The 16630-nt window shown below is 70.7% G+C and carries 14 protein-coding genes; all 14 read left to right on the top strand.

Features of this window, described 5'->3' with window-relative positions:
• Window positions 1–2 precede the first annotated feature (2 nt).
• Entirely contained in the window at window positions 3–2006 is a 2004-nt protein-coding gene (locus D9V36_RS32190) for a peptidoglycan D,D-transpeptidase FtsI family protein (RefSeq protein WP_129296861.1), read from the top strand.
• Window positions 2007–2024: 18 nt separating this feature from the next.
• Window positions 2025–3788, top strand: a complete 1764-nt coding sequence (locus tag D9V36_RS32195) for a UDP-N-acetylmuramoyl-L-alanyl-D-glutamate--2,6-diaminopimelate ligase (protein ID WP_431357715.1) — start codon at window positions 2025–2027, stop codon at window positions 3786–3788.
• Between the two features lie 62 nt (window positions 3789–3850).
• Window positions 3851–5302 carry a UDP-N-acetylmuramoyl-tripeptide--D-alanyl-D-alanine ligase gene (locus tag D9V36_RS32200; protein WP_129296862.1) on the top strand — a complete coding sequence of 484 codons (1452 nt, stop codon included), beginning with the start codon at window positions 3851–3853 and terminating at the stop codon, window positions 5300–5302.
• A 5-nt stretch (window positions 5303–5307) separates the two neighbouring features.
• Window positions 5308–6372 (top strand): phospho-N-acetylmuramoyl-pentapeptide-transferase, encoded by a 1065-nt coding sequence (gene mraY / locus D9V36_RS32205; protein WP_129298830.1) that lies wholly within the window; start codon window positions 5308–5310, stop codon window positions 6370–6372.
• Between the two features lie 2 nt (window positions 6373–6374).
• Entirely contained in the window at window positions 6375–7811 is a 1437-nt protein-coding gene (murD, locus tag D9V36_RS32210) for a UDP-N-acetylmuramoyl-L-alanine--D-glutamate ligase (RefSeq protein ID WP_129298831.1), read from the top strand.
• A 59-nt stretch (window positions 7812–7870) separates the two neighbouring features.
• Complete coding sequence (gene ftsW / locus D9V36_RS32215) at window positions 7871–9217, top strand: putative lipid II flippase FtsW (protein WP_129296863.1); 1347 nt, start codon at window positions 7871–7873, stop codon at window positions 9215–9217.
• A 6-nt stretch (window positions 9218–9223) separates the two neighbouring features.
• A complete protein-coding gene (gene murG / locus D9V36_RS32220; RefSeq protein ID WP_088797240.1) occupies window positions 9224–10315 on the top strand; it encodes an undecaprenyldiphospho-muramoylpentapeptide beta-N-acetylglucosaminyltransferase in 1092 nt (363 codons plus the stop codon).
• Window positions 10316–10337: 22 nt separating this feature from the next.
• Window positions 10338–11153 (top strand): cell division protein FtsQ/DivIB, encoded by an 816-nt coding sequence (locus D9V36_RS32225; RefSeq protein WP_129296864.1) that lies wholly within the window; start codon window positions 10338–10340, stop codon window positions 11151–11153.
• Window positions 11154–11434: 281 nt separating this feature from the next.
• A complete protein-coding gene (gene ftsZ, locus D9V36_RS32230; RefSeq protein ID WP_129296865.1) occupies window positions 11435–12670 on the top strand; it encodes a cell division protein FtsZ in 1236 nt (411 codons plus the stop codon).
• A gap of 14 nt (window positions 12671–12684) precedes the next feature.
• Window positions 12685–13449 carry a peptidoglycan editing factor PgeF gene (pgeF, locus tag D9V36_RS32235; RefSeq protein ID WP_129296866.1) on the top strand — a complete coding sequence of 255 codons (765 nt, stop codon included), beginning with the start codon at window positions 12685–12687 and terminating at the stop codon, window positions 13447–13449.
• Entirely contained in the window at window positions 13401–14168 is a 768-nt protein-coding gene (locus D9V36_RS32240) for a YggS family pyridoxal phosphate-dependent enzyme (protein ID WP_129296867.1), read from the top strand. The genes pgeF and D9V36_RS32240 overlap by 49 nt, the downstream gene beginning before the upstream one ends.
• A gap of 123 nt (window positions 14169–14291) precedes the next feature.
• Complete coding sequence (locus D9V36_RS32245) at window positions 14292–14912, top strand: cell division protein SepF (RefSeq protein WP_129296868.1); 621 nt, start codon at window positions 14292–14294, stop codon at window positions 14910–14912.
• Between the two features lie 72 nt (window positions 14913–14984).
• The gene (locus D9V36_RS32250) at window positions 14985–15278 is read left to right on the top strand and encodes a YggT family protein (RefSeq protein WP_093645965.1); all 294 of its coding nucleotides are present in this window, start codon (window positions 14985–14987) and stop codon (window positions 15276–15278) included.
• A gap of 49 nt (window positions 15279–15327) precedes the next feature.
• Window positions 15328–16446 carry a DivIVA domain-containing protein gene (locus D9V36_RS32255; RefSeq protein WP_129296869.1) on the top strand — a complete coding sequence of 373 codons (1119 nt, stop codon included), beginning with the start codon at window positions 15328–15330 and terminating at the stop codon, window positions 16444–16446.
• Window positions 16447–16630 lie beyond the last annotated feature (184 nt).

Here is a 16630-nt window from a genome sequence, read left to right on the forward strand (position 1 = left end):
GCATGACCGAGCCCAGGGACCCCCGCCGGGTGCCCCGCCCCGCCCAGCGCGGCGGCCAGGCGGGCGGTCGCGGCGGTCAGGCCGGTGGCCGGGGCGGCCGGCCGGCCGCCCGGCGTCCCGCGCCCCGCCCGGGTCCCCGGCCTCCCGCCCGCCGCCCCCGCTCCGGGGCCCCGGTGCTCCGCCTGGGCAGCCCGCGCCCCCGGCTGCGGCTGGTCTCCCTCGCGCTGACGCTGGTGATGCTGGTCTTCGTCGTACGCCTCTTCCAGGTGCAGGCCGTGGACGCCGGAGCGTTCGCCGCCAAGGCCAACGAGAACCGCTATGTACCGGTCAAGCTGGCCGCCGAGCGCGGTGCGATCACCGACCGCAACGGCGTGGACCTCGCCACCACCGTCGACGCGTACGACATCACCGCCGACCCGAGCCTGCTGGCGCCCGCCAAGACCAAGATCCACGACGCTCCGCAGCGGGCCGCCGCGCTGCTCGCGCCGATCCTCGGCGAGGACGAGGCCACCCTCGCCGCAAAGCTCGACCAGCCCACGGCGCGCTACGTCCTGCTCGCCCGGCAGCGCACCCCGCAGGTCTGGAAGCGGATCAAGGACCTGCGCGCCGGCCTCGACGCCAAGGCGGCCGCCGCCCCCAAGAGCGCGCCCCGCCCCGACGTCCTGGTCGGGATCTTCGCCGACAAGCACAGCAAGCGCCTCTACCCGAACAAGGACCTCGCCTCCGGCGTCCTCGGCTTCGTCAACGGGGCCGGCACGGGCGGCGGCGGTCTGGAGGCGCTGCTGAACAAGCAGCTGGCGGGCAAGGACGGCAAGCTCGTCTACGCCCAGTCCGGCGGCCGCCGGGTGCCCACCGCCGACACCCAGGAACACCCCGCCGTCCCCGGCAGCGACGTCGAGCTCACCCTCGACCGCGACATCCAGTGGGCCGCCCAGCAGGCCATCACCGAGCAGGTCGCCAAGTCGAACGCCGACCGCGGCTACGTCGTCGTCCAGGACACCCGCACCGGAGAGATCCTGGCGCTCGCCAACGCGCCCGGGTTCGACCCCAACGAGGTGTCGAAGGCCGATCCGGAGGCGCTGGGCAACGCCGCGCTGTCCGACGCCTTCGAGCCGGGGTCCACCAGCAAGCTGATGTCGATGGCCGCCGTCCTGGAGGAGGGCGTCGCCACGGCGGGCACCCGCGTCACCGTGCCCAACCGGCTGCACCGCGGCGACCGGCTGTTCGCGGACGACGTCGACCACGCCACCTGGCATCTGACGCTCAACGGCGTGCTCGCCAAGTCCAGCAACATCGGCACGATCCTCGCCGCCGGCCAGCTCGGCAGGACCCAGCCCCAGGCCAACCAGGTCCTCTACTCGTACCTGCGGAAGTTCGGTATCGGGAAGCCGACCGGGCTCGGCTTCCCCGGGGAGACCGACGGCATCCTGGCCAAGCCGCAGGACTGGAACACCTCACAGCAGTTCACCATCCCGTTCGGCCAGGGACTGTCCCTGAACGCCGTACAGGCCGCCTCGGTCTACTCCACGATCGCCAACGGGGGCGAGCGCATCGCCCCCACACTGGTCCGCGGCAGCACCGGACCCGACGGCCACTACGCACCGGCGCCCAAGCCCGTCAGGAACCGCGTGGTCAGCCCGAAGACCGCGCGCACCCTCGCCACCATGCTCGAATCGGTGGTCGACGACGAGGAGGGCACCGGAGCGAAGGCGAAGATCGACGGCTACCGGGTCGGCGGCAAAACCGGAACGTCCAACCGGGTGGACCCCAAAACCGGCCGCTACCACGGCTACACCGCGTCCTTCGCCGGCTTCGCACCCGCCGACAAGCCCCGCATCACGGTCTACTGCGCCGTACAGAACCCCACCACGGGCAGTTACTTCGGCGGCCAGGTCTGTGGCCCGATCTACCAGCAGGTCATGGCCTTCGCGCTGAAAACCCTCCAGGTCCCGCCGACCGGCGCGAAGCCCCCGCGGCTGCCGGTCACCTTCACGCCAGGCCAATGAAATCGAGGCAATTCCGCCGTGACGACCATCACCCCCGACGGTACCCCCGACGGCACCCCCGTCGCGGGAAACTGCTCCTCCCGACGGCCCTCACTTCGCCCCGGGCCGGTGGTGCCCGGTACGCTCACCGCCGTGTCACACGCTGATCAGTCCCCGAAAGCCCAGCACGCCGAGAAGGGCGGGCCCGGTACCTACCCGGGAGCCCCGCGCCCTGAAACGGTCCGCCCCACCCCCCTGGCGGACCTGGCCGAGCAGCTGGGATGCCCCGCCCCGGATCCCGGCCATACCGGTGTCATGGTCACCGGCATCACCCATGACTCCCGGGCGGTCCGCCCCGGCGACGTCTATGCCGCGCTGCCCGGCGCCCGTCTGCACGGCGCCGACTTCGTCGCCCAGGCCGCCGACCTCGGCGCCGCGGCGATCCTGACCGACCCGTCGGGCGCCGAGCGCGCCGCGGCGACCGGTCTGCCGGCCCTGGTCGTCGAGAACCCGCGTGCCCGGATGGGCTCCCTGGCCGTCTCGATCTACGGCGCGCCGGGCGAGGACCTGCTCCAGATCGGTATCACCGGCACCTCCGGCAAGACCACCACGGCCTACCTCATCGAGGGCGGGCTGCGGGCGGCTGCGGCCGGGCGCCCCGACGGCGGACCGACCGGCCTGATCGGCACCGTCGAGACCCGGATCGGCGACGAGCGGATCAAGTCCGAGCGCACCACCCCCGAGGCCACGGACCTGCAGGCGCTGTTCGCCGTGATGCGCGAGCGCGGCGTGCGCGCCGTCGCCATGGAGGTCTCCAGCCACGCCCTGGTCCTGGGCCGGGTCGACGGCTGTGTCTTCGACGTCGCGATCTTCAACAACCTCAGCCCGGAGCACATGGAGTTCCACTCCGGGATGGAGGACTACTTCCAGGCCAAGGCCCAGCTCTTCACCAAGGCCCGCAGCCGGGCCGGCGTGGTCAACCTCGACGACGAGTACGGCAAGCGGCTGGCCGAGGGCGAGTCCGAGGTCCCGGTCACCACCTTCTCCGCGGAGGGCCACCCGGACGCCGACTGGCGGGCCTCGGACGTCGAGGTCGGCGCCCTCGGCTCGACGTTCACCGTGCACGGCCCGGGCGGCGTGACCGTGCGCGCCGCCTCCCCGATCGCCGGCCCGTTCAACGTCGCCAACGCGCTCGCCGCGATCGTCTCGCTGGTCGTCGCCGGCATCGACGCGCAGACCGCGGCCGACGGCGTCGCCGCGGTGCCCGGCGTCCCCGGTCGCCTGGAGCGCATCGACGCCGGCCAGCCGTACCTGGCGGTCGTCGACTACGCCCACAAGACCGACGCCGTCGAATCGGTTCTGCGCGCGCTGCGCAAGGTCACCGACGGCAAGCTGCACGCCGTCCTCGGCTGCGGCGGCGACCGTGACCCGCACAAGCGCGGCCCGATGGGCGCCGCGGTGGCCCGGCTCGCCGACACGGCCATCCTGACCTCCGACAACCCGCGTGGCGAGGACCCGCTCTCGATTCTCGCCACCATGCTCGCGGGCGCCGCGGAGGTCCCCATCCACGAACGCGGCACGGTGCTGGTCGAGGAAGAGCGGGCCACCGCCATCGCCGCCGCCGTCGCCCGCGCCGAGCCCGGCGACACCGTGATCGTCGCGGGCAAGGGCCACGAGCAGGGCCAGGACATCGCCGGAGTGGTACGCCCCTTCGACGACCGCCAGGTGCTGCGCGATGCCATCGAGGGATCGCTGAAGTCACAGCAGTCGCAGCAGTCACCGCAGCCGAACCACCAGGGATGACACACCGCCATGCGCGCACAACCCCTTTACCGTCACCGCCCGCCCCTCGCCGGGGGTGACCTGTGATCTCCCTGTCGCTCGCCGAGATCGCGAGCATCGTCGGCGGCCGGCAGTACGACATACCGGATGACGGCCGCCGGGTGACCGGACCGGTCGTGGCGGACTCCCGCGCGGTATGCCCCGGCGCGCTCTTCGTGGCCTTCGCCGGTGACCGTGCCGACGGCCACGACTTCGCGGCGGGTGCCGTGGAGGCGGGCGCGGTGGCCGTCCTGGCCGCCCGCCCCGTCGGTGTCCCCGCGATCGTCGTCGACGACGTGGTCGCCGCCCTCGGCGCGCTCGCCCGCGCCGTCGTGGAGCGGCTGGGCACCACCGTCGTCGGCCTCACCGGCTCGGCCGGCAAGACCAGCACCAAGGACCTGATCGCCCAGTTGCTGCAGCGCACCGGCCCGACGGTCTGGCCGGAGGGCAACCTCAACAACGAGATCGGGCTGCCGCTGACCGCGCTGCGCGCCGATGAGACCACCCGCCACCTCGTCCTGGAGATGGGCGCCCGCGGCGTCGGCCACATCCGCTACCTCGCCGGGCTGACCCCGCCGAGGATCGGTGTGGTGCTCAACGTCGGCAGCGCGCACATCGGCGAGTTCGGCGGCCGGGAGCAGATCGCCCTGGCGAAGGGCGAACTCGTCGAGGAGCTGCCCACGGCCGAGGACGGCGGGGTCGCGGTGCTCAACGCCGACGACCCGTATGTGCGGGCCATGGTCCCCCGCACAAAGGCCCGCACGGTCCTTTTCGGCGAGGCCGCGGACGCTGCCGTACGTGCCGAGAATGTCCGGATCACGGAGGCCGGACAGCCCTCCTTCACGCTTCACACACCCTCCGGGTGCAGTGATGTGACCATGCGGCTGTACGGTGAGCACCACGTGTCGAACGCGCTCGCCGCGGCCGCCGTCGCCCATGAGTTGGGCATGCCCGTGGACGAGATCGCCTCCGCGCTCTCCGAAGCCGGCACGCTCTCCCGCTGGCGTATGGAGGTCACCGAGCGCGCGGACGGCGTGACGGTCGTCAACGACGCCTACAACGCGAACCCCGAGTCCATGCGAGCGGCGCTGCGAGCGCTGGTCGCCATGGGCGCAGCCGGCAAGGCGAAGGGCGGTCGCACGTGGGCGGTGCTCGGTGAGATGGCCGAGCTCGGCGGGGAGTCACTCGCCGAACACGACGCGGTCGGGCGGCTGGTCGTCCGGCTCAACGTCAGCAAGCTCGTGGCAGTCGGCGGCAGGGAAGCGGCCTGGCTCGACATGGGCGCCAAGAACGAGGGTTCGTGGGGTGAGGAGTCGGTGCACGTGTCCGACGCGCGGGCGGCGGTCGACCTGTTGCGCAGCGAGCTGCGACCGGGAGACGTCGTGCTGGTGAAGGCGTCCAGGTCGGTGGGGCTGGAGCGGGTGGCCGCAGCATTGCTGGACGACGCAGGCATCGAGGGCGCCGCCGGCGCCGAGGGTGGAGCCGCGTCCCGATGAACTCGATGAAGCAGATCCTCTTCTCCGGAATGATCGGGCTCTTCCTGACCCTGATCGGTACCCCGCTGCTGATCAAGCTGCTGGCCAAGAAGGGGTACGGGCAGTTCATCCGCGATGACGGCCCCCGGACCCACGGCAGCAAGAAGGGCACGCCCACCATGGGCGGTATCTCCTTCATCCTGGCCACGATCATCGCCTACGCCGTGACGAAGGTGATCACCTCGAGTGATCCGAGCTTCTCCGGTGTCCTGGTGCTCTTCCTCTTCGCGGGCATGGGCCTGGTCGGCTTCCTCGACGACTACATCAAGATCGTCAAGCAGCGTTCGCTGGGCCTGCGGGCCAAGGCCAAGATGGCCGGCCAGCTGATCGTCGGCATCGCCTTCGCCGTGCTCTCCCTGCAGTTCGCCGATCTGCGCGGGCAGACCCCGGCGTCCGACCGGCTCTCCTTCACCCAGGACTTCGGCTGGCAGATCGGCCCGGTGATCTTCGTGATCTGGGCCCTGTTCATGATCCTGGCGATGTCCAACGGCGTGAACCTCACCGACGGCCTCGACGGCCTCGCCACCGGCGCCTCGGTGATGGTCTTCGGCGCGTACACCTTCATCGGCATCTGGCAGCACCAGGAGTCGTGCGCCACCCCGATCACCGCGGGACCGGCCTGTTACGAGGTCCGCGACCCACTCGACCTCGCGGTCGTCGCCTCGGCCCTGATGGGCGCCTGCTTCGGCTTCCTGTGGTGGAACACCTCGCCCGCCAAGATCTTCATGGGGGACACCGGTTCGCTGGCCCTGGGCGGTGCGCTGGCCGGTCTGGCCATCTGCTCCCGTACGGAGCTGCTGCTGGCCATCCTCGGCGGTCTCTTCGTCCTGATCACGATGTCCGTGGTCATCCAGGTCGGCTCGTTCCGGCTCACCGGTAAGCGGGTCTTCCGGATGGCGCCACTCCAGCACCACTTCGAACTCAAGGGGTGGTCCGAAGTCCTTGTGGTGGTCCGGTTCTGGATCATCCAGGGCATGTGCGTCATCGTCGGACTCGGCATCTTCTACGGTGGCTGGCAGGCGGCAAAGTGACCATGCAGAGCCCGGCGGACTTCGCCGGCCGGTGCATCACCGTTGCCGGCCTGGGCGTGAGCGGCGTTCCCGCCGCCCGCGCCCTGGCCGGCCTCGGCGCCCGCGTCACCGTCGTCAACAGCAGCGACGGTGAGCGCGAGCGTGCGCAGGCCGCCGAGCTGGAGCAGCTGGGGGTCACGGTCCGCCTGGGCGACGGCGACACCCTCCCCGAGGGCACGGAACTGGTCGTCACCACCCCGGGCTGGAAGCCGTCCAGTCCGCTCTTCGCCGCGGCCGGGAAGGCGGGCGTCGAGGTGTGGGGCGATGTCGAACTCGCCTGGCGGCTGCGCGGCCCCGACGCCGCCGACTGGCTGGCGGTCACCGGCACCAACGGCAAGACCACCACCGTCCGGATGCTGGCCTCGATCCTGGAGGCGGCGGGTCTGCGGACCGCCGCCGTCGGCAACATCGGCGTCCCGCTCGTCGATGTGGTGCTCGGCGAGGGGCAGCCGGACGGCGCCTCGTACGACGTCCTCGCCGTCGAGCTCTCCAGTTACCAGCTGCACTGGGCGCCCTCCGTACGGGCGCACTCCGCGGCCGTCCTCAACCTCGCCCCCGACCACCTGGACTGGCACGGTTCCATGGCGGCCTACGCCGCCGACAAGGGCCGTATCTACGAGGGCAACACCGTCGCCTGTGTCTACAACGCCGCCGACCCGGCGACCGAGGAACTGGTCAGGGCGGCGGATGTCGAGGAAGGCTGCCGCGCCATCGGCTTCACCCTCGGCACCCCCGGCCCCTCCCAGGTGGGGGTCGTCGAGGGCATCCTCGTCGACCGCGCCTTCGTGGAGAACCGGCAGCAGCAGGCCCAGGAGCTCGCGGAGGTCTCGGACGTCACGCCCGCGGCCCCGCACAACATCGCCAACGCCCTCGCGGCCGCGGCGCTGGCCCGTGCCTACGGGGTGGCCCCCGCCGCCGTACGCGACGGACTGCGCGCCTTCCACCCGGACGCCCACCGCATCCAGCACATCGCGGACCTCGGCGACGTCCGCTACGTCGACGACTCCAAGGCCACCAACACCCATGCCGCCCAGGCGTCGTTGGCGGCGTACGAGCACATCGTGTGGATCGCCGGCGGCCTCGCCAAGGGTGCGACCTTCGACGAGCTGGTGCAGAAGTCGGCGGCCCGGCTGCGCGGTGTGGTGCTGATCGGTGCCGACCGGGCGCTGATTCGCGAAGCCCTGGCGCGACACGCCCCCGATGTCCCGGTGGTCGACCTCGACCGGACCGACACTGGGGCGATGTCCGAGGCGGTCAGGGAAGCGAGCCGCCTGGCCGAGCCCGGCGACACCGTCCTGCTGGCTCCGGCCTGTGCCTCGATGGACATGTTCGTCAATTACAACAAGCGGGGCGAGGCCTTCGCCGACGCGGTCGGCGAGCTGACCGCACGGGATCACTAGACGTTTCTCCCCGCTGTCGTCGTCAGCCGGCGGCGAGCGCACCTGTGGAGGGGACGAGGATGACGGCCCGATCGGCGAAGCCGGCCCCGTCGCGTCCGCGCCGGCCCTCCGCGGTGCGCCCGCCGCGTGCCGGCCGCACACCGGGCGGCCCCCGGGGGCTCCACACTCGCCTCAAACGGGCCTGGGACCGCCCGCTGACCGCCTACTACCTGATCCTCGGCGGCAGTCTGCTGATCACCGTCCTGGGGCTGGTGATGGTCTACTCGGCGTCCCAGATCAAGGCGCTGCAGTCCGGCCTCGCCCCGACGTACTTCTTCCGCAAGCAGCTGCTGGCCGCCGTCCTGGGCGGCGGGCTGCTGCTGGCCGCCTCCCGGATGACGGTTCGGCTGCACCGCACGCTGGCCTATCCGCTGCTCGCCGTCTCCGTGTTCCTGATGTGCCTGGTGCAGATCCCGGGCATAGGGGTCGCGGTCAACGGCAACCAGAACTGGATCAACCTCGGCGGCCCTTTCCAGATGCAACCGAGCGAGTTCGGCAAGCTCGCGCTGGTGCTGTGGGGCGCCGATCTGCTGGCCCGCAAACAGGACAAGCGGCTGCTGGTGCACTGGAAGCATCTGCTGGTGCCGCTGATCCCGGTGGCGTTCCTGCTGCTCGGGCTGATCATGCTCGGCGGCGACATGGGCACCGCGATCATTCTCACGGCGATCCTCTTCGGGCTGCTGTGGCTGGCCGGTGCGCCGACCCGGCTGTTCGTGGGGGTGCTGGGCAGCGCCGCGCTGATCGGGGCGCTGCTGATCAAGACCAGCGCCAACCGGATGTCCCGGCTGGCCTGCATCGGCGCGACCGACCCGGGCCCCGGCGACCAGTGCTGGCAGGCCGTGCACGGCATCTACGCACTGGCCTCCGGCGGATTCTTCGGTTCGGGCCTGGGCGCCAGTATGGAAAAATGGGGAGAACTCCCCGAACCGCACACCGACTTCATCTTCGCCATCACCGGGGAGGAACTGGGTCTGGCGGGGACGCTGTCGGTACTCGCCCTCTTCGCGGCTCTAGGCTATGCGGGTATCCGCGTGGCCGGACGCACGGAGGACCCCTTCGTACGGTACGCCGCGGGAGGCGTGACCACCTGGATCACGGCGCAGGCCGTGATCAACATCGGTGCGGTGCTCGGCCTGTTGCCGATCGCCGGTGTCCCGCTCCCGCTGTTCTCCTACGGAGGTTCGGCCCTGCTGCCGACGATGTTCGCCATCGGGCTGCTGATCGCCTTCGCGCGTGACGAGCCCGCTGCGCGGGCGGCGTTGTCGGCCCGGTCGGCGCGGAAGCCGGTCTTCGGCAGAAGGCAGGCTGGGGTGAGATGGAAGACGATGAGACGGCGCGTCAAGAGGCGGCCGTCCGGAGAGCGGTGAATTTCGGTGCATGTCGTACTCGCCGGTGGGGGGACCGCCGGCCACATCGAGCCCGCGCTCGCCCTCGCGGACGCACTGCGGAGGCAGGACCCCACCGTGGGGATCACGGCACTCGGCACGGAGAAGGGCCTGGAGACCCGCCTCGTCCCGGAGCGCGGCTATGAGCTGGGTCTGATCCCGGCCGTGCCGCTGCCGCGCAAGCCCACCCCCGAGCTGATCACCGTCCCCGGGCGGCTGCGCGGCACGATCAAGGCCGCCGAGCAGATCCTGGAGCGCACCAAGGCCGACTGCGTCGTCGGCTTCGGCGGCTATGTGGCGCTGCCCGGCTACCTCGCCGCCAAGCGCCTCGGGGTGCCGATCATCGTCCACGAGGCCAACGCCCGCCCCGGCCTGGCCAACAAGATCGGCTCGCGGTACGCCAAGTTCGTCGCCGTCAGCACCCCCGACAGCAAGCTGCGTGGCGCCCGCTATGTCGGCATCCCGCTGCGCCGCACCATCGCCACCCTGGACCGTGCCGCGGTCCGCCCCGAGGCGCGGGCCGCCTTCGGGCTCGACCCCAACCTCCCGACCCTGCTGGTGTCCGGTGGTTCGCAGGGCGCCCGCCGGCTGAACGAGGTCACCCAGGCCGCCGTCCCCGCCCTCCAGCGCGCCGGGATCCAGGTGCTGCACGCGGTCGGTCCGAAGAACGAACTGCCGCATGCGGACAACATGCCCGGGATGCCCCCCTATGTCCCGGTACCGTACGTGGACCGGATGGATCTCGCGTACGCCGCGGCCGACATGATGCTCTGCCGCGCGGGCGCGATGACCGTCGCCGAGTTGTCCGCCGTCGGGCTGCCGGCCGCCTTCGTCCCGCTGCCCATCGGCAACGGCGAGCAGCGGCTCAACGCCCAGCCGCTGGTCAACGCCGGCGGGGGCCTGCTGGTCGATGACGCCCAGTTGACGCCGGAGTGGGTGCAGAGCAGCGTGCTCCCGGTCCTGGCCGATCCGCACCGGCTGTACGAGATGTCCCGCGCGGCCTCCGAGTTCGGCCGCCGCGACGCCGACGAGCTGCTGGTCGGCATGGTGTACGAGGCGATCGCGCAGCACAACAAGTAGCGCACGAGAGAAGGCAGGGAGCGTGGCCGGACCGGCAACCGCCCGACGCGGCGAGAAGAAGTCACCGTCCGGCCCGCCCTCCGCCGCGCCACCGAGCGCGACGGGATGGCGGCGGGTGCGCATCCCCCTCCGCGCGCCGGGCCGCCGCAGTCTGATCATCATCACGATCGTCGCGGTGCTGCTCGGCGCGTTCGGCGTCTGGGCGCTCTACGCCTCGAACTGGCTCCGGGTGGAACGCGTTGAGGCCACCGGCACCCGCGTGCTGACGCCGCATGAAGTCGTCGCCGCGGCACGCGCCCCGATGAACGAGCCGTTGGTCTCCGTGGACACCGACGCGCTCGCCCGGCGGCTGCGGGCGCGGCTGCCGCGCATCAAGACCGTGGACGTCGAGCGGTCCTGGCCGCACACAATCGGTCTGAAGGTGACCGAAAGAATGCCGGAACTGCTGATGCGAACGGGCGGAAAGTTTGTCGAAGTGGACGCCGAGGGCGTCCGGTTCGCCACCGTCCGCACCGCCCCCCGAGGCGTTCCGCTTCTGGAAATGACCGTTTCCGACTCTTCAAGTCTGCACCGGTTCGGAGCCGACCGGTTGCGGCGGGCCGCGGTCGAGGTCACCCAGGATCTGCCCACGGCCGTGCGCAAGGACCTGCGCAAGGTCCGTGTACGGTCCTACGACGCCGTCACCCTCGAACTGACCGGCGGCCGCACGGTCGCGTGGGGCAGCCGCGAAGAGGGCGCCGAAAAGGCAAAGGTGCTGACCGCGCTGCTGAAAGCGGCGCACGGCGGGCGCCACTTCGACGTCTCGGTCCCCAGTGCCCCTGCGGTATCCGGGAGTTGACGTCCGGAGCCGCAGGCCAGCACCCTGGATGGCTACGACTATGGGTGATCACATAGGGTGAAAAGAAAAACGGGAGGTTCGGCGTGTTCGTTGAACGCGCGCGCCTTGTCGACTTAGTGTCTCGTTCCAAAGGGACTATGGAACCAAGGCACACAGGCACAGGTAACCCTAAACTTCAACGTTAGGGTTCGGGTCGGCGATACGAACCGTCCCATCGGCATCAGTCGGCGTCCACACGCAGTGCGGCGACGACACGTAACTCGAGGCGAGAGGCCTTCGACGTGGCAGCACCGCAGAACTACCTCGCAGTCATCAAGGTCGTCGGCATCGGCGGCGGTGGCGTGAACGCCATCAACCGGATGATCGAGGTCGGGCTCAAGGGCGTCGAGTTCATCGCGATCAACACCGATGCGCAGGCGCTGCTGATGAGCGACGCCGACGTCAAGCTCGACGTCGGCCGCGAAATGACGCGCGGGCTCGGCGCCGGCGCCAACCCGGATGTGGGTCGCAAGGCGGCCGAGGACCACCGCGAGGAGATCGAGGAGGTCCTCAAGGGGGCCGACATGGTCTTCGTGACCGCGGGTGAGGGCGGCGGCACCGGTACCGGCGGCGCACCCGTCGTCGCCAACATCGCCCGCTCGCTGGGCGCCCTGACGATCGGTGTGGTCACCCGCCCGTTCACCTTCGAGGGCCGCCGTCGTGCCAACCAGGCCGAGGACGGCATCGCGCAGCTGCGCGAAGAGGTCGACACCCTCATCGTGATCCCCAACGACCGGCTGCTGTCCATCTCGGACCGCCAGGTGAGCGTGCTCGACGCGTTCAAGTCCGCGGACCAGGTGCTGCTGTCGGGTGTCCAGGGCATCACCGACCTGATCACCACACCGGGCCTGATCAACCTCGACTTCGCCGACGTCAAGTCCGTGATGTCGGAGGCCGGTTCCGCGCTCATGGGCATCGGCTCGGCACGCGGCGACGACCGTGCGGTGGCCGCCGCGGAGATGGCGATCTCCTCGCCGCTCCTGGAGGCCTCCATCGACGGCGCCCGCGGGGTGCTGCTCTCCATCTCCGGCGGTTCCGACCTCGGTCTCTTCGAGATCAACGAGGCAGCGCAGCTGGTCAGCGAGGCCGCCCACCCGGAAGCCAACATCATCTTCGGTGCGGTCATCGACGACGCGCTGGGCGACGAGGTCCGGGTGACGGTCATCGCCGCGGGCTTCGACGGCGGTCAGCCGCCGGCCCGCCGCGATGCCCAGTCGGCGCTGTCATCCCAAAAGCGCGAAGAGCCCGCCCCGGCCCCGAGCCGTCCGGCCACCCCGCCGGAGCCGCGTTCGTCGTCCTTCGGCGGACTGGGTTCGGTTCCGGTGCGCGACGAGGAGCCGGCCCCGGCCGAGTCCTCCTCTTCCTCCTCGCTGGGCGAGGTCCCGTCGTCCCCGGCGAGCGCTCCGCAGGTTCCCCCGGCCCGTCCGTACTCGGACTCCGCGGCCGAGGAACTCGACGTCCCCGACTTCCTGAAGTGACGTAAAGCACCGAAGTGATAGGGCAACAGCACCACGAGAGCGGCGCGCACTTCGCCTTCACCGACAGGTGGGGCGGGGTGAGCGCCGCTCCGTACGATCAGCTCAACCTGGGCGGCGCGGTCGGCGACGACCCCCGGGCCGTATACGCCAACCGCACGCGGGCCGCCGCGGAACTCGGCCTCGACCCGGCCGCGGTGGTCTGGATGCACCAGGTGCACGGCCGCGAGGTCGCGGTGGTGGACGGGCCGTGGCACGGCGACGACATCCCCGGTGTCGACGCGGTGGTGACCGGCCGCCGGGGCCTCGCGCTCGCCGTGCTGACCGCCGACTGCACCCCGGTCCTGCTCGCCGATCCGGTCGCCGGGATCGCGGGGGCCGCGCATGCCGGACGGCCCGGCCTGGTCGCCGGGGTGGTCCCGGCGGTCGTCGAGGCCATGGTGGAGCAGGGGGCGGTGCCGGCCCGGATCGTCGCGTACACCGGACCGGCGATCTGCGGGCGGTGTTACGAGGTGCCCGAGGCGATGCGCTCCGATGTCGCCGCGGTGGTGCCCGAGGCCCGTGCGGTGACCGGCTGGGGCACGCCCGCGGTGGACGTCACCGCGGGGGTACGGGCCCAACTCGCCGCGGCGGGCGTGCGGGTGCGTGAGGATTCCCACATCTGCACTCGCGAATCCGCCGACCACTTCTCTTACCGGCGCGACCGTACGACCGGACGGCTCGCGAGCTATGTATGGCTGGGGGACACCCCCGGCCCGCGGCTGGGGGAGGCAGAGCTGTGACCGACGACCGCAAGACGCAACTGGCCGAGAACCTGGCCCGGGTGGAGGAACGTATCTCCGCCGCATGTGCCAGGGTCGGCCGGCCGCGTGACGAGGTGACCCTGATCGTGGTCACCAAGACCTACCCCGCGAGCGATGTCCGGTTGCTCGCGGAGCTGGGGGTGCGCCAGGTCGCGGAGAACCGTGATCAGGAGGCCGCACCCAAGGCCGCTGAATGCGCTGATTTGCCCCTTACTTGGCATTTTGTTGGGCAGCTACAGACCAACAAGGTGCGCTCTGTGGCCGGTTATGCCGGAATTGTGCAATCGGTCGACCGGGTCCGGCTCGTGACCGCACTCTCCAAGGAGGCGGTGCGTGCCGGGCGTGAACTGGGCTGTCTGATCCAGGTGGCGCTCGATGCGGAGGCGGGGGAGCGTGGCGAGCGCGGCGGGGTGGCGCCCGACGGGGTCGGGGCGCTGGCCGAGGCGGTCGCCGGGGCCGAGGGGCTGCGGCTGGACGGTGTGATGACCGTCGCCCCGCTGGCCGGGCCGTACGCCGGACGTGAACTCGCCGCATTCGGGCGGCTCATGGAAATCTCATCCGACCTGCGCGCGGTTCATCCTGCTGCCACCATGGTGTCCGCAGGCATGAGCGCGGACCTCGAAGAGGCCGTGGCGGCCGGGGCGACACATGTACGCGTCGGCACTGCGGTACTCGGAGTCCGACCACGGCTCCGGTAACGTCGCCAAGCAAGTCGGACCACAGCACAAAATATGGTCATTCCCGCAAAAAGCGGGCAGGCCGCGTGGATCCAAGGCCCCTGGTGACGGAGCCGATCCACCACAGAGCGGAGGACGCAGAGAATGGCCGGCGCGATGCGCAAGATGGCGGTCTACCTCGGCCTCGTGGAGGACGATGGGTACGACGGCCGGGGGTTCGACCCCGATGACGAGTTCGAGCCCGAGCTTGACCCGGAGCCCGACCGGGGGCGGCGTCAACAGCACGCGGTGCAGGCCGAAATTCCCCCCGAAAGGGAGGAACCCGTCCGTGCCGTGACACCTCCGGCGCAACGTGAACCGGCCCCGCTCGCCGCGGAAAACGGACGACCCGCGCGAATCGCCCCCGTGGCATCCATCACACCCGAACGTCCAAATCTGGAGAAGAACGCACCGGTGATCATGCCCAAGGTTGTGTCCGAGCGGGAGCCCTACCGCATCACCACGCTCCACCCCCGGACCTACAACGAAGCCCGTACCATCGGGGAACACTTCCGTGAGGGCACTCCGGTGATCATGAATCTCACGGAGATGGACGATACTGATGCGAAGCGACTTGTCGACTTTGCTGCCGGTTTGGTGTTTGGTCTTCACGGCAGCATCGAGCGGGTGACGCAGAAGGTGTTCCTGTTGTCGCCTGCTAACGTCGATGTCACGGCGGAGGACAAGGCCCGTATCGCAGAGGGCGGGTTCTTCAACCAGAGCTGAGACGCAACACCGGGCACACCGCGGCCGTGAGGCCAACACACGAGCAAGGCAAGGGGAGAGGGACTGCGCGAGATGAGTGTCTTTGGTCAGGTGATCTACATCGCGCTGTACTGCTTCCTGATCGTGTTGATCTTCCGGCTGGTGATGGACTATGTCTTCCAGTTCGCCCGTTCATGGCAACCCGGCAAGGCGATGGTGGTCATTCTTGAGGCCGCCTACACTGTCACTGATCCGCCACTCAAGCTTCTGCGGCGGGTAATCCCGCCGCTGCGTCTCGGGGGCGTGGCGCTCGATCTGTCCTTCTTCGTATTGATGATCATCGTTTTCATCCTGATCACCGTCGTGAGGTCGGTGTTGTTGGTGTGAACGATACGGTCTTGCCGATTGCCGACGACTACGTTGAGGTGAAGTAGAGATGCCGTTGACCCCCGAGGACGTGCGGAACAAGCAGTTCACGACCGTCCGCCTCCGAGAAGGCTATGACGAGGACGAGGTCGATGCCTTCCTCGATGAGGTCGAAGCCGAACTGACCCGGCTCCTGCGGGAGAACGAGGACCTTCGCGCCAAGCTGGCCGCTGCCACCCGCGCCGCCGCGCAGAACCAGCAGCAGCAGGGGCTGCGCAAGGGACCGGACCAGCAGCAGGAGCAGCAGCAGAGGCCCGGGTCTCCGGTGCCCGCCGCCATATCCGGTCCGCAGCCGGTCCCGCCGCAGCAGCAGCAGGGGATGGGTGGCCCTCCCCAACTGCCTGGTGGTGCACCGCAGCTGCCTCCTGGTCCCGGTGGCCACGGCCCCGGCCCGCAGGGCCCGCACGGCCCCGGTCCGATGGGTCCCGGCGGTCCCATGGGCGGACCGATGGGCGGTCCCGGCGGACCGCAGCTGCCCGGCCCCGGTGGCCAGCAGGGCGGCCCGGGCGGTGACAGCGCGGCGCGCGTGCTGTCGCTGGCACAGCAGACCGCCGACCAGGCGATCGCGGAGGCCCGTTCCGAGGCCAACAAGATCGTCGGCGAGGCGCGCAGCCGTGCCGAGGGCCTGGAGCGGGACGCCCGCGCCAAGGCCGACGCGCTGGAGCGGGACGCGCAGGAGAAGCACCGCGTGGCGATGGGTTCGCTGGAGTCGGCCCGCGCGACGCTGGAGCGCAAGGTCGAGGACCTGCGCGGCTTCGAGCGCGAGTACCGCACGCGGCTGAAGTCCTACCTGGAGAGCCAGCTGCGTCAGCTGGAGAACCAGGCGGACGACTCGCTGGCCCCGCCGCGGACCCCGGCGGCCGCTTCGCTGCCGCCGTCCCCGTCGATGGCGTCGGCCGGTGCCGGCAGCATGGGCGGTGGCAACCACACCATGGGTGGCGGCCAGCAGATGGGTGGCAACCACTCCATGGCCGGCCAGTCCAACGGTGGTCCGTCCTACGGCGGTCAGCAGCAGATGTCGCCGGCGATGACCCAGCCGATGGCTCCGGTGCGGCCGCAGAGCCCGCAGCCGATGCAGCAGACGCCGTCGCCGATGCGCGGCTTCCTCATCGACGAGGACGACAACTGACGTCCGCGTAGCGCGCAGAGTCGGCAATCAGGGCCGGGCCCCGAGGGAACACTCCTTCGGGGCCCGGCCCTTTTGTGTGTACTTGCGCGCGGAGGCCGGGGCGTCCTCGCCGGGGTGTCCCCGGGGACGGCGAAGCCCCCCGGTGCGGGTTCGCACCGGGGGGCTCGGCAGGCCGTGTGACCGC

The organism is Streptomyces lydicus (genome assembly GCF_004125265.1).
GTDB lineage: Bacteria > Actinomycetota > Actinomycetes > Streptomycetales > Streptomycetaceae > Streptomyces > Streptomyces lydicus_C.